This window comes from Streptomyces sp. NPDC006012, assembly GCF_042871185.1.
Classification (GTDB): Bacteria; Actinomycetota; Actinomycetes; order Streptomycetales; family Streptomycetaceae; genus Streptomyces.
This window is the reverse complement of record NZ_JBIAIE010000017.1, coordinates 17379-41195: the sequence shown is the minus strand read 5'-3', so window position 1 is coordinate 41195 and position 23817 is coordinate 17379. Positions and strand designations below refer to the sequence as shown.

The 23817-nt window shown below is 70.0% G+C and carries 10 protein-coding genes and 3 pseudogenes; 6 read left to right on the top strand and 7 right to left on the bottom strand.

Translation table 11 applies throughout. The features are described from left to right. Positions 1–238: 238 nt before the first annotated feature. From ACFYPJ_RS25770 to ACFYPJ_RS25755, 4 genes are all read right to left on the bottom strand, one after another. Positions 239–1468: a cytochrome P450 gene (locus ACFYPJ_RS25770; RefSeq protein ID WP_389021623.1), complete on the bottom strand. Its 1230-nt coding sequence runs from the start codon at positions 1466–1468 to the stop codon at positions 239–241. A gap of 18 nt (positions 1469–1486) precedes the next feature. After that, positions 1487–1699 carry a hypothetical protein gene (locus ACFYPJ_RS25765; RefSeq protein ID WP_389021620.1) on the bottom strand — a complete coding sequence of 71 codons (213 nt, stop codon included), beginning with the start codon at positions 1697–1699 and terminating at the stop codon, positions 1487–1489. A gap of 599 nt (positions 1700–2298) precedes the next feature. Next, positions 2299–2559 carry a helix-turn-helix domain-containing protein gene (locus ACFYPJ_RS25760; protein WP_389021618.1) on the bottom strand — a complete coding sequence of 87 codons (261 nt, stop codon included), beginning with the start codon at positions 2557–2559 and terminating at the stop codon, positions 2299–2301. Positions 2560–2587: 28 nt separating this feature from the next. Beyond that, positions 2588–3706 carry a hypothetical protein gene (locus tag ACFYPJ_RS25755; protein ID WP_389021615.1) on the bottom strand — a complete coding sequence of 373 codons (1119 nt, stop codon included), beginning with the start codon at positions 3704–3706 and terminating at the stop codon, positions 2588–2590. A 654-nt stretch (positions 3707–4360) separates the two neighbouring features. Here ACFYPJ_RS25755 and ACFYPJ_RS25750 point away from each other — a divergent pair. The 3 genes and pseudogenes from ACFYPJ_RS25750 (at position 4361) to ACFYPJ_RS25740 (ending at position 6608) form a co-directional block, all read left to right on the top strand. Further along, a pseudogene (locus tag ACFYPJ_RS25750) lies at positions 4361–5579 on the top strand (IS110 family transposase). A gap of 113 nt (positions 5580–5692) precedes the next feature. Further along, a pseudogene (locus tag ACFYPJ_RS25745) lies at positions 5693–5905 on the top strand (hypothetical protein); the annotation flags it as partial. Positions 5906–6017: 112 nt separating this feature from the next. Then, on the top strand, positions 6018–6608 hold the full coding sequence (locus ACFYPJ_RS25740) for a DUF2690 domain-containing protein (RefSeq protein ID WP_389021612.1): 591 nt from the start codon (positions 6018–6020) through the stop codon (positions 6606–6608). Positions 6609–6862: 254 nt separating this feature from the next. Here the strand turns inward: ACFYPJ_RS25740 and ACFYPJ_RS25735 are convergent, their stop codons facing one another. Next, positions 6863–7498, bottom strand: coding sequence for a HEAT repeat domain-containing protein (locus tag ACFYPJ_RS25735; protein ID WP_389021924.1), 636 nt, complete (start codon positions 7496–7498; stop codon positions 6863–6865). Positions 7499–7997: 499 nt separating this feature from the next. Next, a pseudogene (locus ACFYPJ_RS25730) lies at positions 7998–8228 on the bottom strand (ankyrin repeat domain-containing protein); the annotation flags it as partial. Between the two features lie 698 nt (positions 8229–8926). Here ACFYPJ_RS25730 and ACFYPJ_RS25725 point away from each other — a divergent pair. Then, positions 8927–13729 carry an amino acid adenylation domain-containing protein gene (locus ACFYPJ_RS25725; protein ID WP_389021609.1) on the top strand — a complete coding sequence of 1601 codons (4803 nt, stop codon included), beginning with the start codon at positions 8927–8929 and terminating at the stop codon, positions 13727–13729. Between the two features lie 119 nt (positions 13730–13848). Here the strand turns inward: ACFYPJ_RS25725 and ACFYPJ_RS25720 are convergent, their stop codons facing one another. After that, on the bottom strand, positions 13849–15507 hold the full coding sequence (locus ACFYPJ_RS25720) for a B12-binding domain-containing radical SAM protein (protein ID WP_389021606.1): 1659 nt from the start codon (positions 15505–15507) through the stop codon (positions 13849–13851). Between the two features lie 611 nt (positions 15508–16118). Here ACFYPJ_RS25720 and ACFYPJ_RS25715 point away from each other — a divergent pair. Next, on the top strand, positions 16119–22427 hold the full coding sequence (locus tag ACFYPJ_RS25715) for an amino acid adenylation domain-containing protein (protein ID WP_389021603.1): 6309 nt from the start codon (positions 16119–16121) through the stop codon (positions 22425–22427). Continuing rightward, positions 22424–23740 (top strand): ATP-grasp domain-containing protein, encoded by a 1317-nt coding sequence (locus tag ACFYPJ_RS25710; protein ID WP_389021601.1) that lies wholly within the window; start codon positions 22424–22426, stop codon positions 23738–23740. The genes ACFYPJ_RS25715 and ACFYPJ_RS25710 overlap by 4 nt, the downstream gene beginning before the upstream one ends. Positions 23741–23817 lie beyond the last annotated feature (77 nt).

The window sequence follows — 23817 nt, the reverse complement described above, 5'->3', positions numbered from 1 at the left end:
TCTCACGTCGCCGGCTTCGTCGACGACGAGCACCGTGGCTTCGTCGTGGCCGGTGACGTGCAGCAGCGGACAGCCCAGCTACAGAGAGTGTGTGACGGCCGCTACGGACGCTTCGCCAGAACCAATGTCAGGCTGCGGAAAGGAGCGCCGTGGCCGAAAAGTGAGAAGGGTCTTGCGTGGAACGTGCCTGGAGGAACGTTCCAGAGGGAGTGGTGGCTTGCGTGGGAGATCCAGCGGGTCAGTCGGTGGCCGGCCGGAGGCGGACGGGCAGGGTCTGGTGGCCGTTGCTGATGAGGGTGGGGAGCAGTTTGAGGTCGCTGTCGGGGACGGCGAGTTCCATGTGGGGGAAGCGCTCGAAGATCATCCGGAGGGCCGTGGCGACTTCGAGGCGGGCGAGAGGCGCCCCGAGACAGAAGTGCACGCCGTGTCCGAACGCGAGGTGTTCCTTGGAGGGGCGGGTGATGTCGAACCGGTCTGCGTCGTCGTGCCAGTCGGGGTGCCGGTTGGCGGCGGCGTAGGAAGCGAGGATGGCTTCGCCTGCGCCGATGATCCGGCCGTCGGGCAGGGGGATGTCGGTGAGGGCGTAGCGCAGGGGGAGGTGCTTGACCGCGGGGTGGGCGCGCAGGGTCTCTTCCACGACGTCGTCCCAGTCGGCTCGGCCGGCACGGAGGTGAGCGAGCTGGTCGGGGTCGGTGAGCAGGGCGGTGACGGCCTGGTCGATCACGTTGACGGTGGTCTCGTACCCGGCGCTGATCATCAGCACGAGGGTGTCGCGGAGTTCCTCGTTCGTCAGGCCCGTGCCGTCGCCCTCGTCGTCGCGGGAGTCGATGAGCAGGGAGGTCATGTCGTCGCCCGGGGCGGTGCGCTTGGCCGTGATGAGCGCGTCCAGGGCCTGGTAAAGGGCCGCGGTGTTCGCGGTGGCCTGCTGGGTGGTGAGGGTGCTGTCGAAGACGGGGTCGACCCCAGCACGGAAGCCGGCACGCTGTTGCTCGGGGACCCCCATGAGCTGGCCGATCACCGCGATCGGGAGTGGGTAGGCAAGGCGGTCGCGCAGGTCGACGGCCATTCCGGCAGGCAGTTGGGCGAGGTCGTCGAGGAGGCGGCTGACGATCTGCTCGATGACGGGCTGCATGGCCTGGACGCGCCGTGCGCTGAAGGCCGGCGCAATCATGCGGCGCAACCGGCGGTGGTCGCCGCCGTAAGCGGTGAACATGTTGCGTACGGCGATCCACAGGGCGAGCGGCCATACGGTCACGGTGTCGTCGAACGCAGGCCAGTGCCGACGGCCGTCTTTGGACACGGCGTTGCTGGTGAGGAGCTGCTTGAGGAACGCGGGGTCGGACACGGACCAGGCGGATACGCCGAGGATGTCCACCTGGGTGGCCGGGCCCCTGGCGTACAGGGCCTGATGTTCGGCGTGGGGGTTGGAGCCAGTGGGGTCGAGGACGAGGATCGGTTGCTCGGACACGATGTGGTCTCCTTGGCGTCAGGCGGCGAGGATGACGGGCCGGGACTCCAGGGCACGGTGGAAGAGGCCGGTCCGCCAGTGCAGTTGCTCAGCGGGTGCGGCCGGTTCGATCTCTGGCTGGGCGTCGTCGAGGAGGTAGGCGATGGCGGTGTCGGCGGTCAGGCAGGCAGGGCCCACGCCGTGCGTCAAGGCGAACACCGTGGTGAAGTCCCGGTCGCGCAAGGCCCTCACGTACGTGACGCCCACCGGTCGACGGCGCGGAATCTTGGTGGTTGACGGCGGGAAGTTGTCCACAAGTCTCCCTGAAGTCTTGTGAATGACAGAGCGTCCGCTTTATGACCATACCCACCGTAGGGGCCCGTGATGGGGTTGTCGCAGTGGTTCGGGTGGCTGTACCGGCGGGCGTTCGCGTTCGCGTTCGTGCCGTCGGGGCCGCTCGGCCGACCGAGTCGGCGGAGGGCCATGCTCAGTCCCGTCCATCCTTCGGCCGCCCCGTCCGGCCCGCAGTGCGGCGGCCTGATCCGCACCAGACAGCGGATTGTCGCCGCATGTGGCAGCACCGCCGGCGGCGTCCGGCCATGCTGATCGAGGAGCCACTGCTCGACTCCTACCTCGACGAGGGTGACCTGCTGCTCGCAGCCGTCGACGCTCCTGCTTGGGCCTGGGCCCTTCTGCCGGAATTCGGCGCGCGGCTGCGGGGTGTGGTCACGAATCCCCACCCTCGTTGCCCGCACCCCCGCACTTCCGCACCCCGGAGCCCACCCGCCCGGCCCGCGGCAGTCGGCAGGGCCTCGGCTACGCCCGCCGGCAGGCTCGGCCAGGGCCCGCGGCTACGGACGCAGGTGCCTGCCGACCGGGTCGGTGGAGCGGGCGTAGTGCGTCGGGGCCTCGCGGTAGCGCTCTTTGCAGGTCCGCGTGAAATGGCTGCTGTCCGCGAACTGCCGGTAGGCGGCGCGCTTCGTGATGTGCACGCCGTTGGAAGGCGAGGCCAGCGCGAGCCGCGCCTTTTCCAACCGCTGGTGCCGAAAGCACGCGGCCACGGACTCTCCCACCGCGGCGAACGCCCTGTGCAGAACGCGCACCGTGGTCATGACGAGCGTCAGCCTACGTCGTGACCCTTCACCTCTGCCCTCCGGAGCCGGATACGACCGTAACCGGCCCGGACTCGACGGTGCTCGACGCCCCGTCGGCCCACGTGCCGGTCACCCGGACGGTCACCGTGTCGCGGAGGTACTTTCCCGCGAGGTGGAACCGAGACCGGTTCGCGCCTGGCACCGGCTCGCCGTTCACGAGCCACTGGTAGCTGAACTTCGCCTCCGGGACCCACTTGCCCGGGTCGGCCGTCACGAACCCGCCGACCTTCGGCGAGCCCTTGATGATCGGCGTGCCCGTCACCCTCAGCCGATAGTGATGGAAGGTGACGTTGCCGGGACCATTCGGATCCGGCTGCTCCCGGTTGAGGATGTTGAGGGTCAGACCGTCCCGCGTCTCCAGGAACGACAGGCCTTCGACCTCTTGGTCGTAGGGAACCTTGAGACTGAAGAGGACCTGGACCTCGCCGGTCGTCAGGCTGGCACGGGAAATGTTCTTCCCGGCGTCGTCCGAGGCGAAGTACATCCAGCCGCCGTGGATCTTGCCGCCTTGAGCCTGGTCGATCGTCTGCGACAGCGGGATGTAACTCTTGAACGTCCAGTCGCGCAGGTTGTAGACGGCGATTTCCGTCGCGTTGTCATAGGCCATGCCGTAGGCGAGACCCTTGGGTGCGTCGACGGCCACCCAGCTCGCGATGTCCTGCACGCCATGCGGTGGGTGCAGCGCAGCGGCCTGGCCGGTGAAGCTCAGATCGGCTGCGTTGTAGATGGCGAACACGGGTGTGTCGTAACGGCTGCCGGTAACCGAGTCGCGCGTGCTGGTGTCGAGCGAGATGTAGAGCTTGCCGTCGGCGTAGTCGATGTCACCGATGTGGTTCAGGCCCTTATAGGCGAGCGGCGAGGGATCGGCCAATACGGACGGAATGGCCGGCGAGCTTTTGAAGAGGGTGTTGTACTGCATGTCCGTGATCTCCAACCCGTTGGTGCTGGAGAAGTACCAGTGGGTGCCGTCAGTGGTGACGCCCTGGCCGCGCGAGCGCTCGGCCTCGCCGGTGAACACGTCCTTGCCGATGAACTCCCACGTCTCGACCTCCTGCGCGGGCGTTGCCGCCGCCACCGGGACCGCCACCGCCGGTCCCGCTGCCACGGCCGCGCCGACCAGGGCGAGTCTGCCGATGAAAATCCTTCTGGTGAAACTTCCCATGATGACTCCATGCGCTCCGATGGCGGACGACCCGTCTCCGCCGTGTCCGCCTCAAGTCGTATGTGGGCGAGTTTGCGCCGCCGCGGCGGCAGCGTGACCACGCGCTTAACCTCGATTCGTCAGCGGTCGTGAGTGCGTGAGCGGGTAGCCGGTTCACCCTCCCGCCGAGATCGTCCGCGATGCCAGAGGTCTTGATCGAACGTGACTCGCACCGGCCGTGTTCGGTGCAAGTCATGGTGCGCTGGACGGCGGTGTCCCGCCCCAGCAGGGTCGCGAGTTGGTGTTGGGCGGTCGGCCAGGGTAAGGGCCGACGGCCCCGGTCTAGGGCGTTACCCCCGTTATGTTTTCCGTGGCCCTGCAACGGGGTCGCTGGCCTCCGGGCCCGGCATGGCTTTTGCCCCCTGTCGAAGTCGATGACCTGGGGGGGGGTGTCACCGGGCCCGGGAGGTGCCGTCGGAGACGCTGATGAGAGGTCCGGCCGCCACCCGGTCCGGCGCAACGCCGGACAGTTCGCGGATGGCAGGTCTGCATAACGTGGATGCGCGCGTACGACACCACTGCCGAGGCCGGCCCCGTCAACACCCCGGAAAGGGCACGATGTTCGACACCGAAGACGTGGGCGTGTTCCTCGGCCTGGATGTCGGCAAGACCAGCCATCACGGCCACGGGCTGACCCCGGCCGGGAAGAAGGTCTTCGACAAGCAGCTTCCCAACAGCGAGCCGAAACTGAGGGCCGTCTTCGACAAGCTGGGCGCGAAGTTCGGCAACGTCCTGGTCATCGTGGACCAGCCTGCCTCGATCGGCGCCCTCCCGCTGACCGTGGCCCGTGACCCGGGCTGCGAGGTCGCCTACCTGCCCGGCCTGGCGATGCGGCGGATCGCCGATCTCTACCCGGGCGAGGCGAAGACCGACGCGAAGGACGCCGCGGTGATCGCGGACGCGGCCCGCACCATGCCGCACACCCTGCGCTCGCTGGAACTCACCGACGAGATCACCGCCGAGCTGACCGTGCTCGTCGGCTTCGACCAGGACCTTGCCGCCGAGGCCACCCCGCACCTCCAACCGGATACGCGGCCTGCTCACCCAGTTCCACCCGTCGCTGGAGCGGGTCCTGGGCCCCCGCCTCGACCACCAGGCCGTCACCTGGCTCCTGGAGCGTCACGGTTCCCCGGCCGCCCTGCGCAAAGCCGGCCGCCGCAGACTCGTCGAACTGATCCGGCCCAAGGCCCCGCGCATGGCCCAGCGGCTCATCAACGACCTCTTCGAGGCGCTGGACGAGCAGACCGTCGTCGTGCCCGGCACCGGCACCCTCGACATCGTGATCCCCTCCCTGGCCGCCTCGCTCGCCGCCGTCCACACCCAGCGGCGGGCTCTGGAAGCCCAGATCAACGCCCTGCTGGAGGACCACCCTCTTTCCCCGGTCCTGACGTCGATGCCCGGCGTCGGCGTCAGGACCGCCGCCGTCCTGCTGGTCACCGTCGGCGACGGCACCAGCTTCCCCACCGCCGCCCACCTCGCCTCCTACGCCGGACTCGCCCCCACCACCAAGTCCTCCGGCACCTCCATCCACGGCGAACACGCACCACGAGGCGGAAACCGCCAGCTCAAACGCGCCATGTTCCTCTCCGCCTTCGCCTGCATGAACGCCGACCCCGCCTCCCGCACCTACTACGACAAGCAACGAGCCCGCGGCAAAACCCACACCCAGGCCCTCCTCCGCCTGGCCCGTCAACGCATCAGCGTCCTGTTCGCCATGCTCCGAGACGGCGCTTTCTACGAACCCCGCATGCCCGAGGACGTCGAACTCGCTGCATGACCCAACAAGCCAAACCACCCCAAAACCGAACCCAGACGCCTTGACGAAAGACATAGAGGCACCCCAACAAGCCCTGGAAGGCGCTTTCCCAGGTCGAGCCGGCCACCGTCGAATGGGTGGACTGGTACAACCATCGCCGACTCCACGATGAGATGGGCCAAATCCCGCCTGTCGAGTGCGAGGCCAGCTACTACACGGAACTCACGAACCCCCGGGCCGCAACCACAATCCGAGATCTCTACCGAACCCGGGGCGGTTCAGTGTCGTCGAGGATCGGGGAACGAGCACCCGTTGCCCACGACTGGCGCCGTCGTTGGCCTGACTGAGGGGCACACGTGAGGAAGGCCGTCATGCCTCTCTGCTCCCGTGCTGCGCCTTCCTCTACCGCAACAGGAAGCGTTCCATGACTCCAGGACCAGTCAATCAAGGTGAACCTTCATGACCACGAGCAGCACCGATGACAACCAAGGCGAACCCTCAATGACCTCCAACAGCACCGACGACAACTCCGCCCCGGCAGCCGACCCTTCACCGCAACGGGGAGCGAGAAGGTGGTTCAGTGGCCCGGCCGCGCTGGCGTATGCGGTTGCGGTCGTCAGCGCGGTGGTGGCCGCCGTGGCGACTCCGCTCGGGGATCATGTGATGAAGTCGTTCTTCGAGGAGCCGACCTGTCCGGGAAAGGCGTGTGAGGGCAAGAACCCGCAGAATCAGGGCTGCGGTGAGGGCGCCCGTACTTTCAAACCTGCTGTGAGCAACCCGGCCCTCCTCCAGATCCGCTACAGCGAGGACTGCAACGCCGTGTGGGCGAAGATCGACCACGGCCGCCCTGGGGACATGGTCACGGTGCAGGTGTCCGGAGGCACCATGCGAAGTGCCGAGATTGAGTACGGCGACGACCAGTTCACGAGCATGGCCGCCGTTCCGGACGGCGAATTCCACGTCTCGGCCTGTGTGATCCCCAAGCCTGGTGGCGGCAGCACATTCGAGCGGTACTGCATCCAGGCGACCGAGGCCACCGCCTGGCGTTGACGGGCCGGGCCCGGAGCCCGGAGGTCGAGGAACCGGGGTGCCGGACCGTGCTGCTTCGAAGCGCTCGGGCGGTGTTCGACGCCTTCTGCCAAAGTGTTCGTGCGGACCGTTCGTCCGCTGTGTTCGTGAGCCCCATTCGGCGAATGCGTTCGCCCGATGCGTTCTTCGAGGAGGGGCGTTCCGCGCCCTTACGGGGCGAGTCCGGGTCGGCAACGCTGTGTCAGCCAGAGCGGGGTGCTCACGCTGCCCCGTCGTCACTCGCCGGCAGTGTTCTTCTGCCGCCACGCCCACCGCCAGAGCTCGTCGGCTCGATGGTCGTCCTCGAAGCCGTCACCGAGTGGCCCGACCCGCTCGTACGCCTCCCTGGTACGCGGGTCGTCACGCCGGGCGAGACCGTAGGCGGCCTCCAAGCGTACGAGTTGGTCGTCGTCGTAGAGCAGCGCTGTCAGGGCGTCTGCGACGACGGGCCTAAGGTCAGGGGAGTTGGCCAGCGTCGCCGTGGCCGTACCTCGCACCTCGGCATCCGGTGCCTCGGCCAACATCAGCAGCGCCCTGGTTGTCTCCGGGAGGAGTTCGCCGTCCTGCATGCTCGCCGTGCAGGCCCTGAGCCGCACCTCGGCGTCCAGGTCACTCATGAGGGTCAGCAAGGCGGCCCTGGCCGCGGGCGTGCGGGGACAGCAGTCCACGGAGAGGGCGTGGGGTACCTCGCGGCGTACGCGCGGGTCGGGATGGCCGGTGTAGCGAAGGCCGATGGCCTCCCGGTCCGGATGGGCGTGCGCGGTGAACGCGTCGAGCACCTTCGCGAGTATCTCGCCATCCGTTTCCTCGGCTGCCCAGGCAGCCAGGAGTTCGCTCTCCTTCTTCTTGTAATAGGGGCCGGTATCGAGCAACCCCCGGGTCCACAGGTAATCCAGCGCGAATCGGCGATAGGGCCAGGTTCGGGTCGTGACGACGGGCCACCACGGCAGACCAGGTCTCGAAGCTGCGGCGCTGGGTGAGGATCCAGCAGGCCGTGGACCAGTCCACGTGCTCCTCATCAGGCTGCTCAACAGCGCGGGCGATCAGTTCGTCGACGGGGGGCAGAACACGGAAGGCCCACTCCAGTGAGGTCAGGATGGCGCCGTGCCCAGCCCGCACGACGAGGTCGCCGACCGAGACCTGATCGACCCCGTCGTATTCGCCGTCCTGAACCCGGACCGTCGCGGCCGGACCCGGCGCACCCGTCCTGCGCCGTAGTTCTTCGGCCGCGCCCGCCTCGTACCAGCTCCGGGCCAAGGCGAGCAACCGGTCACGGGCGGCCTCCGGAAGCCGCAGCCGGGGATCTTTGCCCAGCACCGCCGAGAAGACCGCTGGGGAGCCTCCGTCCATGGCACGCCACAGCGGCGTGGTCCCGTCCGGCAGTACCCGGTCGGGGTCCGCGCCGGCCTTCACCAACGCCTCGGCGACCGGTTTGTCGTACGCCGCCACCGCCACGCACAGCACCGGCAGCCCGTTACTCTCCAACGCGTCCGGATTCACCCCCCTGTTCAGCAGTTCCCGCACGACCTCGGCGTCCCCGGCCCGAACCGCCGACCTGAGTCGATCGTCGAGTCCGCAATCGACTACGTTCCCGTCCCCCATTCCGAATGACATCTCCATCCCGCGAGCGGAGCCCGCAACTCGCCGGGAAGCACACTCGAATGCAATTCGACACCGGGACTGCTGGGCGGCTCAAGCAGATGCCGATAACTATGGTGCTTCAGCTCAGACACGTTGCCGCAGGTCCCAAGGTCCAGCGGTACCGCGGCGTTCAGCGTCAGGTCCGCGTACGGTCGAGTTACGGCGGAGGACCGGACGGTCGGTTGTACGCGCGCAGGGCGGTGAAGGAACTGGGGGAGCTGCGGCCGGCAGAGACGAACGGGGATCGCGCAGCCAGGTGGCCAGTCCTCACCCCTCATCCCTCACCTATTCCTGCGGCTGCTACGCGGCCGTACCCCCCCCCTCGACGCCGGATGGCACCCACGGGATTCATACGGAGCCCTGACGCCGCCTTGATTTCCAGCGCCCGTTCCCAGGTGCGGTCCGGTGTTACTGTTCGAATTTGTGAGAACCGAGTGCCTTCAAGCGGGCAAAGTGTGGTCGTGGCCTTTTCGCGCCGCCGCGTGCATCTCCGGCGGTGGCTGTCCTGTGGACAGAGGACTTGCCCTGACGAGCCTCATGCAGCCTTCTTGAGGCGAGGGACGTACTGGGAGCGTGTGTTGGACGCCGGCTTGCGGACGTTTGAGGCAGCGGCGGAGATCGGTTCCCCTGTGCATTGCGTACGGTAGGCAGAGAGCTCAATGACAACTGATGATTTCGCGACGGCGTCGTGTGTCCACAAGGAATTCGAGCAACAGGCGAAGCGAATTCCGGATAGTACTGCGGTGGTGGTAGGCGAGACCAGGTTCAGCTACGCAGAAATCGACGGGCTGGCGAACGGCATCGCCAAGCGACTGCATGCCGCGGGAGTGCGCGGCGGCGATCGGGTCGGTCTGTGCGTTCAGCGCGACAGGTGGCTGATACCGGCCCTCCTGGGGGTGATGAAGGCAGGTGCCGCCTATGTGCCTCTGGACCCCGCCTACCCGGAGGAGCGCATCCGGTTCATCGCCGAGGACGCCTCGCTTTCGGCGGTCCTCACCTCGGCGGGCACGGAACACGTGGTGCCGGCCGGTGCCAGGTCCGTGTCCGTCGAGGACACGCAACCCGCGGGCAGCCTCGGACTGGAGTCCGATCCGCACGGCCCTGCGTACGTCATCTACACGTCCGGCTCCACCGGCATGCCGAAGGGCGTGGTCGTCGAGCATCGCAGCCTGCACAATCTGATCCGCTGGTTCGCTGACCACCTCAGCACGGACGAACTGCGCGGGATGCTGGCTACGTCGTCGGTGTGTTTCGACCCGTCGACCGTCGAGATCTGCGCTCCGTTGGTGGCCGGCGGCACCGTGCTCCTCGCGGAGAACGTGTTCGCCGTACCGACGCTGCCGGCCAGGTCCGAGGCGAGGGTGCTCGTCGCCGCGGCTTCCGCGCTGTCGGCGCTGCTGCGCGACGCGCTGCCGCCCAACGTGCGAACGGTCATCACCGGGGGCGAGTTGGTCACCCGTGCCCTGTGCGACCGGGTCTACGCGCATCCGCAGGTCCGGCGGGTACTCAACTTCTACGGCCCCACCGAGTGCACCGTGTGCTGCACCATGGCCGAGGTGGACCGGCACGGCACCGAAAACCCTCCGATCGGACAGCCGATGGCCGGGGCGGAGCTGACCGTCCGGTCCCCGGAAGGCGACATCCTGCCGGAAGGGGAGACCGGCGAGCTGTGGATCGCCGGTCCGGGTGTCTCCCGCGGATACCTCAACCGCCCGGCACTGACTGCCGAGCGGTTCGGCTCCTTCGGCTACCGTACGGGCGACCTGGTGCGCCGGACGGGGGACACCTACTACTTCGTCGCACGCGCCGACGAGCAGGTGAAGGTGGGCGGCGTCCGGCTGGAACCGGGCGAGGTCGAAGCCGCGCTGGCCGCTCATCCTGCTGTCCGGCACGCCGTCGTCCTGGCCGTCGGGGACCGGCTCGTCGGATACGCCGAGTCGGACTCGTCGACCGAGGCGGAGCTGCGCGCCTGGCTGACCGCCCGGCTGCCGCGTCACGCCGTTCCATGGCGGATCGCCGTGCTCTCCCGAATCCCCGTCCACCCCACCGGCAAGGTCGACCGCGGGGCACTGCCCGCCATCACGGCAGGCCGCCGGCCCGACGCCTCGTACACAGCGCCGCGCAACGAGAGCGAGCAGCTCGTCGCGGACGTCGTCGCCGAGATCCTGGGCATCGGCCCGGTCGGCGTCGATGACCGTTTCGCCGACCTGGGCGGAGACTCGCTGGCGGCGGCCCGGGTGGTCAGCGAGCTCGGGCGACGTCGCAGAACCCCGGTGCCGCTCGCGACGTTCCTGAACCACCCCACCGTGGCGTCGCTCGCGCGGGCCCTGGAGACCATCGCCGCCGAACCGCCGCTGCGCCGCACGCCGGGCCTGCCCCGCTACCCGCTCACCGCCATGCAGCGGGAATTCTGGCTGCTGCGCCAGCTCGCCCCTGACGTACCTGTCACCACTCTGACGATGCACATCGGCGTACGGGGGCCGGTGAGCGGACCTGCCGTGCGCGAGGCGCTCGACGCCATCGTGCGACGTCACGAAGTGATGCGCGGCACCGTCCGGTTCGACACGGAGCCGTATCTGGTGGTCGGGCCGCCGGTGCCCGTCCCGGTCCCGGAGGCGGATCTACGTGCTCTGCCGGCCGACGAGCAGCGGCGTCGGCTTGACATGCTGCAGCGGGAAGTGGCACGGCACACCTTCGACTATGCCGCCGAAGCCCCGCTGCTGCGAGCGGCGTTCGCCCGCACCGCCGAGGACACGGGCGAACTGTTCGTGGCCGCCGACCACCTGGCTTTCGACGGTGCCTCCGTCGCCGTCTTCCTGCGCGAACTCGCGGGAGAACTCGCCGGTGAACCGGTGGGCGACCCTCCGCTGCAGGTGAGTGACACGGCGCTGCACGAACGGGCACTCGACGCTGAGCCGTCGCACCACGACCGGTTGGACGCGTTCTGGCGGACCGCCCTGGAAGGCGCTGTCATCCCCGACGACCTTCCCGGCAGCCACGAGGCACCGGGGTGGGACACGGAGCGGGTGACCACCACGCTGGAGGAGTCCTTGGTGACCCGGTTGGGCCGTTTCGCGGCCGAGACCGGGACGACCCCGTTCGCCGCCTGCCTGGCCGCGCTGGGACTGGTGACCGGCGGCCTCAGCGGGCACGACGATCTCGTGATCGGTGCTGCCGCCGCCCGCAGGTTCCGGGCCGGAACCGAGCAGCTCCTCGGCCCGCTGGTGGACACGCTGCCGCTGCGGTTGCGCATGGACGGCGAACTGAGCTTTCGGGACCTCGTCCGGCACTGCGCCACGACCACCGTCGCCGCCCTCGCCCACCAGGAACTTCCGGCCCGCGAGCTGATCGACCAGCTGCCGGCCCACCGGGCGGCGGCCGGTGCGTCGCGCACTCCGGTCGTCATCACCATGCTGCCGTTCGACCAACCGGCCACGCTGTCCCTCGGTGCCTTCCAACTGGACCTGCGTTCGGACCGGGGCAGTGGCGCCGCGGCCAACGAACTCTCGGTCTTCGTCTCGCGGACGGCCACCGGTCCGGAGCTCCAGATCGAGTACGCCACCAGGCGTTTCGCGCGGTCCGAAATGGAGGCGTTCGCCGCACGCCTGCTGACCACCCTGCGCACCGGGCTCGCGGATCCCGATCTGCCGCTGGCCGGCATCGAGCTGGTCAGCCGGCAGGAGCGTGCCGCTGTGCTGTCCCTCGCTGAGGGCCCCGCGTTGCCGAAGTCCCTGCCGGCGACGGTGGTGGACGCCGTTCTCACCTCGGCCGGTACCTGGCCGGAGTCGGTCGCGGTCACCGGGCCCGACGGATCCCTCACCTATGCCGAACTGGACGACCTGTCCGCCCGGGCCGCCTCAGGACTGCTTGACGCGGGGATCGGCCCCGGCGACGTCGTCGGTGTGAGCGTGCCCCGTGACCGGCTGTTTCCCGCAGTCCTGCTGGCGGTGTGGCGGGCCGGAGCGGCGTATCTGCCGTTGGACCCCGACTATCCGCCCGAGCGACTGGCACAGCTCGCCGCGGACGGCGGCGCCAGCGCCGTTCTGGCGCGGGGACCTGCCGCGCCCGGACTGCCCGCCCCGCTGGACGTGGAGAAGCTGTTGGCGTGCCGCACCGGGCGCACCCTGCCCGGGGCCCGCCCCGAAGACCTCGCCTACGTCCTGTACACCTCAGGATCGAGTGGGCGGCCGAAGGGCGTCGAAGTGACCCACGCCAACCTGGTCGCCTTCGTCGAGGGTTTCCGCCTCGCGCTGGGAATAGCTCCCACCGACTCGATGGCAGCGGCGGCTCCCCTGTCCTTCGACGTGTCGGCCGAAGAGGTCTGGGCGCCGCTGGCGGTCGGAGGCCGCTGCGTCGTCGTCGAGCGGGCCTGTGCGACGGACGGATACGCCCTCGCCGAGCGGATCACCACCAGCGGTGTCACCATGCTGAACCTGACTCCGACATCGATGCGCATGCTGCTCGCCGCCGGCTGGCCCGGCCACCCACGGATGCCGGTCGTCACCGGCGGAGAGGTGCTGGACCCGCAGCTCGCCCGTGACCTGCTGAGCAGGGTCGGGCAGGTATGGAACTCCTACGGGCCGACCGAGACGACCGTCACCGCCACCATGCACCGTGTGACCACGGCGGACGACCCGGTCCCGATCGGCCGCCCCGTGGCCGGTGCGCGCTGTTACGTGGTGGATCCGCTGGGCCGGCTGGTGCCGCCAGGAGTGACCGGTGAGCTGTGGGTGGCGGGCAGCGGGGTGGCACGCGGATACCGGAACATGCCGTCGACGGCGTTCATGAACGATCCCTTCCTGCCCGGTGAGCGCTGCTACCGGACCGGCGACAGGGCCCGCTGGCGCAGTGACGGCACGCTGGAGTACCACGGCCGACGCGACGATCAGGTCAAGGTGCGCGGATACCGCATCGAACCGGGCGAGATCGAGGCCGCGCTGCGCGCGGACCCGCAGGTGACCGAAGCCGCGGTGGCGGTGTTCGGCTCGGGCGGCGATGCCCATCTGGTCGGGTATCTGGTGCCCGGCAGCGTCGACGCCGCGGCCGTCCAGGCACGGCTCCGCCTGCGCCTGCCCGCGCACATGGTCCCTGACCGCTGGGTGAGGATGCCGGCGCTGCCCACCCTGACCAGCGGCAAGGTGGACCGTGCGACGCTCCCGGAGCCGTCGGCGGACTCCGGCCGGTCGCATGTGCCGCCCGCCGGTGAGGCAGAGGAGTTCGTCGCCGAGGTGTGGGCGACCGTGCTGGGTGTTTCCCGTATCTGGGCGGACGACCACTTCTTCGCCCTGGGAGGTCACTCTCTCGCCGCCACCCGCGTCGCCGGGCGGCTGCGCGAGGCTCTGCGCATTCCGGTGGCGGTGGCCCTGCTGTTCGACCACCCCGTCCTCGCCGACTTCGCGGCCGCCGTCGAGGCGCTGGTGCTCGACGACGTGGCGGCCCGGTCCCGGGCGTCGGACGTCTGACCGCCTGTGACGAGCGTTTTGACGGCCCGTCGAGTGCAGTGACGGCCCCATCGAGCGCGTTGACGGCCCGCCGGAAGAACCGGCGGGCCGTCAACGGTGGAGAGCGAAAGGGCGATCTCTCAGTCGAGTTGGGTGAAGATCTCCTGCAGCAGCCGACGTTCGTACGTCTCCTCCTGGTCGACCCCGCCCAGCATGTAGCCGCCGAACTTGATGTTGGCACCGGCGTTGTCCAAGGCGATGACCCCGCGCCCCAGATCGGTGAGCGCGGCTTCGACGTCCGCCAGCTCCACTTCGGTGTTCTCCCGCACATACAGTTCGGAGAGCTTCCTGATGGGGAGCATTTCACCGTGCCATTCCCGGACGCGTGAATGCTGCTTGAAGGCGTCACGGTACATGCGGGAACCGGGAATGATGGCAGGTGCTGCGACCGAAATCGTCGTGATGGATCCTGCGTAGGTCTCCGCTATGGAGAGCCAGTTGTCGACTTCCTCCTTGAGTTGCCGCAACGTGGTTCCGGGAAGGCCGAGGATCCCCGAGAGGTACATCTTGTAATCGAGGTCCTGCGCCAGCTGAAGGGCGTCCAGAACCCTGTCCGGCCCCTTGTTGATGCCCTTCGAGTTGTCCTTCAGCAGTTTCGGGTCGAATGCCTCGATGCCCACGTTCCAGGTCTTGACGAATCCCTTGCAGAGTTCCGCCGACTGCAGGAACTCGTAGATCAGCCCGTAGGCGAGCATGAACCGCTGCCCCCGCAGGATCTCCGACGCAGCGCAGGCTTCGGCGAGTTCGTCGAGGAACGAGGTCTGGCCGCCCCATTGGGCCTTCGACATTCCCAGGGTGGAGTCGCCGGCCGCGTAGACATTCGACTTCAACTGCCCGACCAGCACCTCCAGCGTGGAAACCGCCGCGCTGACGTCGGTCGTCTTCGGAGTCAGTCCCTGGATGGAGCAGTGCAGGCACCGGCGCGTCGGGCGCCGCCCCCAGTTGCAGCCGCCGTCCAGCGGCAGCGTCACCATGCGCTTCAACTCGTAGTGCGAGGCGTACCAGACCCTGAACGCGTCGTCGTAATGGGCTGCCAGCTGGTCCTCGATGAGCCGGTAGTCCGGGAGCATTCGCCCGGACAGCGGGTATGTGGGCGCCGACTGGTTGCGGATCTCCCCACTGCCGTCCCGGTACGCCAGTGACGGTATCCGCGAGAGATCCAGTCGCCCCTCCAGCCACGACAGCAGTCCCATCATGGTGTAGGGCCCGTTGTTCCCCGTGCACACGAAGTCCACGATCTTCGACCCGTAGGTGCCCGAGAGCACTTCACGATGCAGGATCCCCGGATGATCGTTTCCGAACACGATCACGGCGTCCGGATTCACCCGTTTGATCTCGGCGGCGACGATGTACGCCCACATCGCCGTCGAGGAATAGACGGTGAACGCGGCCACGTCGGGCGGATCCGCCTGGATCCTCGCGCGCACGTTCTCCCAGTCGAGATGGCTCATGTCCAGGTACTGCCATCCCAGGTGGGGAAAGCAGACGTCCTGGTAGGTGATCATTTCGACCAGCGAAGAATGCGGATAGACCGTTCCCTCGTTCGCGTAGCGGGACTGGTCGCCCGCTTCCGTGATCAGCGCCCCACCGCCGGAATGGCTGCCGCGATGGGCGGATGTGAGAGGGAGCCCCACGTACCAGACCGTGCGTATCTTCTTCGTCCGCGGTTCTGGAACGGGCCGGTCGACCGGGTAGGTCCAGACGTATCGCGAGTCGGTGGAGGAGACCAGCTCTTCCACTGGCTCAAGGCTCATCATGACGGTCTCTCGGCTTTCTGGAAGGGGAGATGGCAGCGCATCGACGGACTCGCCGACATCGCCGTTTCTCGGTGTCCCGCGACTGCCGAAGGAGGGTGCCGATATTCGGGCCTGATCGGCCGGCGGCCCCGCGGGCGACAAGGAGCTGATCCGCCGAACCCGATGGTATGGGGGCGGGCCGTGTGGATCGCATCAAGACGGGGGCGGCAACCGTCATGGAAACGTCAATCTCCTGGTGGCCGGTCACGGGCCGACCCATGATGATTCCCGGGACAGTCCTGGGCAGCCGAATTCCGCTCGCATCACGCGGGATTGGCGGGCATGCCCTTCCCGGCATCAGGAAGGGATTACGTGGAAAAGCGCGCGGCCGGTATCCGTTCTCCTGGCCTCTCCTTCGGACGCGGTTCCCGAAATCCTGGATCCCGGCGATCGTCGCGGGGCCCCGGGACGGCACTGGACCCTCACCACGACTGTTCCCGGCCCGGTCCCGGACGGCGCCCGCCCTCCGGCACGGCAACCGCAGGCGCACGCGGTGCCGACCAGGCCGCGCACTCTCTCGGCAAGCGGACCGAACGACCTCGAAGAAGGGGAAGATGACCAACACAGGCGACGGCCTGCGCGAACAGCTCAAAGCGCGTTTCTCAGCCGGCCGCGAGGTCCTGGCCCCGGGAACTCCGCGGCCCGTGACCACCGCAGCGGAAGGCCCCGTCCCGCTGTCGCCCGCGCAGCGCAGACTGTGGTTCCTCGCGCAACTGGAACCGCACAGCCCTGCGTACAACGTGCCCGTGGTACTGCGGCTCGGCGGTCAGCTGGACGAGGAGGCCCTGCTCGGCGCCCTACGGGACCTGGCGGAGCGGCATCAGGTGCTGTGCGGCGTCATCGACCCGGACGGAGCCGGGCCCGTGCTGCGCATCCGCCCGGCCGCCGAGGTTCCGCTGTCCGTCAAGGACGTGGGAGCGGAGCAGATCGACACGGCGCTCACCGAGGAGACCGGCCGTCCGTTCCGGTTGACCGCCGAGCCGCCCATGCGGGCCGTTGTGTTCCGCTCGGCGGGTTCGTGGACGCTCGCCCTGACCTTGCATCACATCGCCTTCGACGGTTGGTCACTTCGGATCCTCCTCGCCGACCTGGGCTCTCTCTACGCCGCCCGGTGCGGTGCCGGCGAGCCGCTGCTCCCGGCCCCGCAGTACGCGGATGTGGCGGACGAGGAGGTGGAGGATCCGGCCGGGCTCGACTGGTGGGCCGCATACCTGGCGGGCCTGCCCCCCGTGCTCGACCTGCCCACCGACCGGCCACGGACCCTGGAATCGGCCTGGCCGGGCGCGGCCACGCCGGTCGTGGTGCCGCACGCGACCGCGGCCCGGACACGCGCGGTCGCCGCAGAGTCGGGGGCCTCTCCGTTCATGGTGCTCATGGCCGCCTGGCAGGCCCTCCTCGGACGGCTCGCCGGCACCGACGACGTCGCGGTGGGCGTTCCGCACGCGGGCCGGCACACTGAAGCGAGCGAGGCGGTCGTCGGCTGTTTCCTGGACACGATCGTGGTGCGCACCGATCTCGCCGGTGAGCCGTCCGGACGGGCCCTGATCGCCCGTGTCCGGGCCGGCGTACTGGATGCCTTCGGCCACTCCCGCGTCCCGTTCGAGCACGTCGTCAAACGGCTCAGCCCGGAGCGGACCCTGGCCGCGACTCCGGTCTTCCAGGTGATGCTCAACCTGTACGACGAGGTGGCGGAGCCGGCCCTGCCCGGCGTCCACGCCGAGTGGCAGCAGGTGCCGCCCCGCACGGCGAAGTTCGACCTGAGCATGGAACTGGCCGACGGCGGCCCGGACTCGGGGTTCAACGGCCGTCTGGAGTACCGGCACGACCTGTTCGACCCGCAGACCGCGGAGAACCTCGTGCGGTGGTACCTCGCGCTGCTGAAAGAGATGGTGGCCGATCCGGGACGTCCGGTCGGCGAGATACCCCTGGAAGCGGCTGCGGGCCCTGCGTTCGCGGGCCGGGTCACGCAACCGTCCGCGGTCCTGGTGCACACGCTGATCGAACGCTGGGCGGACGAGCGCCCCCAGACGACGGCCGTGACCGGCGCCGACGGCTCCCTGACCTACCGCGAGCTGGAACACCGTGCCAACCGGCTGGCCCACCGCCTGATCGCGCTGGGCGTGGGCCCGGACCAGCCGGTCGGGATCCTGCTGGATCCAGGAGTCGACTTCGCCACCGCGGTGTTCGGCATCCTCAAGGCGGGCGGCGCCTACCTGCCGATGGACACGGCCTATCCCTCCTCCCGCATCCGCGACATGCTTCGCTCCTCCGGCGCCCGCCTGGTGGTGACCGCGGGGGAATCCGCACAGCGCGTCCGCGGATTCGCCGACGTCGTCGAACCGGTCGCCGACCACGACGACGGCCCCGAGTCGCGGCCGGCCGTGCCGGTCGGCCCGGACCACCTGGCGCACGTCATCTTCACCTCCGGCTCGACCGGGGCGCCCAAGGGCGTCGCGGTCCGGCACGGCAACCTGGCCCACTGCGTCACCGGACTGACCGGCCGGATGCCCCAGGTCGCCGGCGGGTCCTTCGCGATCGTGTCCACCCTCGCGGCAGACCTGGGCCTCGCCTGCCTCTACGGAGCCTGGCTCACCGGCGGCACCCTCCACCTGCCGGACCGGGAGACGGCGACCGACCCGCGGGCCTTCGCCGACTACCTCGCCCGGTACCGGGTGGACGTGGTCAAGCTCGTACCGAGTCACCTCGGCATGCTCGCCCGCCACGGCGACCTGGCCGGTGTCCTGCCCGGCAAGCTGCTGATCCTCGGCGGCGAGGGCTGCCCGTGGTCCCTCGTGCAGGAGGTCCGCCGACTACGGCCCGACCTCGCCGTGCACACCCACTACGGCCCCACCGAGGCGACGATGATGTCGCTGGTCTGCGACGTGGACGAGGTTCCCGAGCGGACGCGGACCGGGCTGGTGCCGCTGGGCCGGCCGCTGCCCGACGTGACCGGCCTGGTCGTGGACCGTGCGGGCCGCCCCCAGCCAGCCGGTGTCCCCGGTGAACTGCTGCTCGGCGGCCCCGGCGTGACCCGAGGATATGTGGGACGCCCGGACCTGACCGCCGAGCGGTTCGTGGACGCCCCGGACGGCGGACGCTGGTACCGCACCGGCGATCTCGTCCGGCTGCGCGAGGGCGGCGCGGTGGAGTTCCTCGGCCGCACCGACGACCAGGTCAAGGTGCGTGGCTACCGGGTCGAACCCGGTGAGGTGACCAGCGCCCTGCGGGCGCTGCCCGAGGTGGCCGACGCCGTCGTCCTGCCCGAAGGCGACGGGGACCAGCGGCGACTGGCCTGCTGGGTGGTGCCCGCCCCCGGCCACACGCCGCGGGCGCAGGCCATCCGCGCGCGGCTGCGCGAGTCGCTGGCCGACTACATGGTGCCCGACGGGATCGCCGTGGTGACCCGCATCCCGCTCACCGCGAACGGCAAACCCGACCGGGCGGCCCTGCGGGTGGCACCGGGGCGCAGAGAGCCGGAGTCCACCCCGGCCGCGCCGAGCACGCCCGCCGAGCAGGCGGTGGCCCGGGTGTGGACGACACTCCTCCACCTGCCCCGGGTCGGCGCCACGGACGACTTCTTCGCGCTCGGCGGCCATTCCTTCGCAGCCACCCGGATGGTGGGCATGCTGGCCGAGGCCACCGGCTGCAGGCTGCCCGTGCGGGTCGTCTTCGAACAGCCGGTCCTGCGCGACCTGGCCGTCGAACTCGAACGCCGCAGGGCAGGAGCAGCCGCGTCCGGCCCCGTGCCCAGGCGCGGGGACCCCGGTGCGCCGGTGCGCCTGTCCCCGGCACAGGAGCGCCTGTACTTCCTCTGGCGGCTCCGCCCGGACAACGATGCCTACCACACAGGTGTGGCACTTCGGCTGAACGGCCCGCTCGACATCGAGGCCCTGCGCGTCGCGGTGTGCGGCCTCGCCGCCCGCCACGAAGTGCTGCGCGCCGTCGTGACCGAGACGGAGACGGGACCGCTGGCCGCACCCGTCGCCCCCGAGACCCTCGCCATGCCCGTCGTGGCGGCCGAGGCGGACGGCGTAGCCGCCGCGGTGCGCGCCGAGACCTCACGCCCGTTCGCCCTGGACCGCGAGCCCCCGATGCGGGCACTGCTGCTGCGGACCTCGGCGGCCGAGCACGTCCTTGTACTGACGGTGCACCACATCGCCGTCGACGCCTGGTCCTGGAGGACGATCCTGCACGACCTCGCGGCCCTGTACCAGGCGCACCGCGGTACCGGCCCGGCGCCCGAGCCGCTCACCGCCCAGTACGCCGACGTGACCGAATGGGATCACGGCCGGCGCGACGGCGAAGCCGCCGACGCGCACCTGGACTGGTGGACAGCGCAGTTGAGCGGACTTTCCTCGCTCGCACTCCCGCTGGACCGACCGCGCGGCCCGGTGACCGGCTGGTCCGGCGCGTCCGAGCCGGTGGTGTTCCCCGCCGGTCTGGCCGCACGGCTGCGGGACGTCGCGGCGGAACTGGACTGCACGCCGTTCATGGTGCTGCTCACCGCCTGGCAGGCGCTGCTGGCCCGGCTCGCCGGCACCGAGGACGTACCGGTCGGGGTACCGGTGTCCGGGCGCACGCATCCCGGCACCGAGCACATGGTGGGCTGCTTCGCCAACACACTGGTGCTGCGCGGCGACCTGTCCGGTGATCCCACGGTCGAAGAAGCGCTGCTGCGCACCCGGACCCGGGTGCTGGCCGCACTCGACCACGCCGAGACGCCGTTCGAGCAGGTCGTGCGGCACCTGCGCCCGGAACGCGACCCTGACTCCACACCGCTGTTCCAGACGCTGCTCAACGTCATCGGCCTGCCCGCGGCCGTGGACCGGTTCGCCGACCTCGCCGCGGCGCGGATCGACACACCGCGGACGGCGGCACAAGTGGACCTGTCGCTCGCCCTGGTCGACGACGGCATCGGGTTCACCGGCACGCTGACCTACCGGACCGGCCTGTTCGACGAGGCCACCGTGCGTCGCTGGGCGGCCTGGTTCGTCGCGCTGCTCCATGAGGCGCTGCGCGCGCCGGACCGGCCGATCCTCGCCATCGACCCGCTGTCCGCGGGGGAACGCGCGGAACTCCGCTCGGCCGCCACGGGTGAGGAACTGCCGCAGGACCGGCCGGCCACGGTCGTGGCCGCCGTCCTGGAGCAGGCACGCCGCAGGCCGGACACCCTCGCGGTGCTCGCCGCCGACGGTACGGTGAGCTACGCCGAACTGGCCGAACGCTCAGGCCGGGTCGCGGCGGTGCTCGCCGGGCTGGGCCTGCGCCCCGGTGAGCCGGTCGGCGTCTGCGTCCCCCGCGACCGGCAACTGCCCGGAGCACTGCTCGCCGTGGTGTGGGCGGGCGCGGCCTACCTGCCGCTGGACCCCGGGCAGCCGTCCGTCCGGCTGGCCGGCCTGGCCCAGGACGCGGGAGTCCGTGTGGTCCTCGCCGGCGGCACCGCCCTCACGGTCGCCCGCGCCCTGCCCGGGGTGACCGTGATCGACGTGGACGAGGCCGCGTCCCGGGCTCGTACGGTCGACCTGCCGGAACCGGATCCACAGCAGGCGGCGTATGTCCTGTTCACTTCCGGTTCGACCGGACGGCCCAAGGCGGTACAGGTCACTCACGCGAACCTGGCCGCGTTCGTCGCGGCCCTCTCGGCAAGCCCCGGGATGACGGAGGACGACGTCACGCTCGGCGTGGTGCCCTTCACCTTCGACGTGTTCGGCTACGAGCTATGGGTGACCCTTGCCCGCGGAGCGCGGCTCGCGCTCGCGGACCAGGGCACGATCACGGACGGCCACGCACTGGCCGACTGGATCGAGCGCACCGGCGTGACGGTCGCGACGGCGACACCGACCGCGCTGCGCCTGCTGCACGCCGCCGCCTGGTCCGACCGGCCCGGCATGCGGGTGATCAGCATCGGTGAGGTCATCGACCCGGCCCTGGCACACGGCCTCTCGCAGCGGATCGGGGCGTTGTGGAACGCCTACGGGCCCACCGAGACCACCGTCTACTCGACCATCGGCCGGGTGGAGCGGACGGCCGGCGACCGCGCTCTGCCCATCGGAGGCCCGATCGCCGGCACGCGGATCCATGTGATCGACCACCGGGGGAGACCGGCGCTGCCGGGAAGCGCCGGCGAGCTGTGGATCGCGGGGGCGGGAGTGGCGCGCGGTTACCTGGACCGGCGCGAGCTGACCGCCGAACGGTTCGTCAACGGTCCCGACGGCGAGCGGTGCTACCGCACCGGCGACTTCGTCCGGTGGCACGGCGGGCACCTCGAATTCCTGGGCCGGACCGACCTTCAGGTGAAGGTGCGGGGCCATCGCATCGAACTCGGCGAGATCGAATCCGTACTGCGCGCGCATCCGGACGTCGCCGACGCGACCGTCGTGGCCGCCGGCCCGGACGGTGAACGGCACCTGGTGGGCTATGTCGTGCCCCGGACGCCCGGACACACCTCGTTCGAGAGCCATCTCGTCGAGCGCCTGCCCGACTACATGGTTCCGCGCCGCTGGGTCGTCATGGACGCCTTCCCCACCACGCCGAACGGCAAGACCGACCGTGCCGCCCTGCCGGCGCCCGCCGAGACGGAGCGGGCGGCCACGGCTCCACAGTCACTGATGGAGGAACTGGTGTCGAAGGTCTGGCGCGACGTGCTCGGCACGGACGGGGTCGGACGGGAGGACGACTTCTTCCGGCTGGGCGGGGACTCGTTCTCCGCGACCCGGGCGATGGGCCGGCTGCGCGAGGCACTCGGCCAGCGGCTGCCGGTCCGGGCGCTGTTCGACCGGCCGGTGCTCGCGGACTTCGCCGCCCACGTGGAGCGCGTGATGCTCGATCGCCTCGCGGCCGGGCCGGACGGGGAATCGATATGACCTCCTCCGGTACGTCCGGCAGGACACCCTCACCGCCCCTGGTCCTGGTCCTGGTGGGATTCACCTATGCGTCCCTGCTCGCGGTCGGTGACTTTCAGCCCGACGGTTCGGTCATCGTCATAGAGGAGCCCGATGTGGTGCGCAAACGCGGACTCCGTGACCAGGCGCGGGCCGTGCCCGTGATCCGCGAACTGATCGAGTGGCCGTATCAACTCGACGGCGCGGCTGACGAGTTCCACGACGCACACCCCGACCTTCGACCCGTGGCGATCGGCCCCACGGGGGAGTACGCGACATACTTCGCCGCACGCCTTGCCGAGCGCTTCGGGCTGCCCGGGATCGGCCACCGGGCAGCACGCGTACTGCGCGACAAGTCACTGCTGCGCGAGGTCGCCGGGGCGGCCGGCCTGCCGAACCCCGAGTCGCAGGCCGTAGGCAGTGCGGCGGAGGTCCGGGCGTTCATGGCGGCCCACCCGGGGACCGTGGTGCTCAAGCCGGCCGATCTGCAGGGGTCCATCGGTGCGCGTATCCTCCGGTCCGCCGACGAGGTGGCCGACACGTGGGCGGCGAGCCTCGCGGAATGCGCGGCCCAGAGGGACGGGGTCTGGGTACCGGACCGGGAGGCACCGGTGCGGATGCTGGCGGAGAGACACGTCAGCGGCCGGCCCTTCAGCGTGGAACTGCTGGTCTCCTCCGGTCGGGTGCTGTTCGGCAACGTGACCGAGGAAGTGATGTTCCCCGGACCCCGGCCGGTCGAGCGCGGGCAGCTCGTCCCCGCCGACATCCCGCCGGAACTCGACGCCCTCCTGCGCGAGCAGACGGAGCGGGTGGTGGCCGCGACGGGCTGCGACACGGGAATGGTCCACTGCGAGTGGATCGTCGAGGACGGCACGCCGTACCTGATCGAATGCGCCGGCCGGCCGCCCGGTGACAGCATCGTCGACCTGATCGAGTGGGCCTACGACATCGAACTCGTACGCAGTTACTGGACCCTGCTCAAAGGCGAACCCCTCACACGGCCGCTGCCACGACGCGCGCGGCGGGCCGCCGCGGTCCGGTTCACCCACGCGGCACCTGGCGTGGTGGAAAGCATCGACGGCCTGGAGCAGACGTATGCCGTACCGGATGTGATCCGCTGTGAGGTCCTGGTGCGGCCCGGCTCCAGCGTCGGGCCACTGCGGAGTTCACTGGACCGCTCGGCCTTCGCCATCAGTTGTGCGGCGACACCCCAGGAAGCGGTGCGGCGGGCCGAGGAGGCGATCGGCCGGTTGCGGATCACCACCCGGCCGCCATCCGGCCCGCCCGGACCATGAACCCGTCCGGGCGGCCGTCCGGCTTCCCGGACGGGAAGGACCTCTCGCCACATGTCCGTAGCAGAAACGTTTGCCAA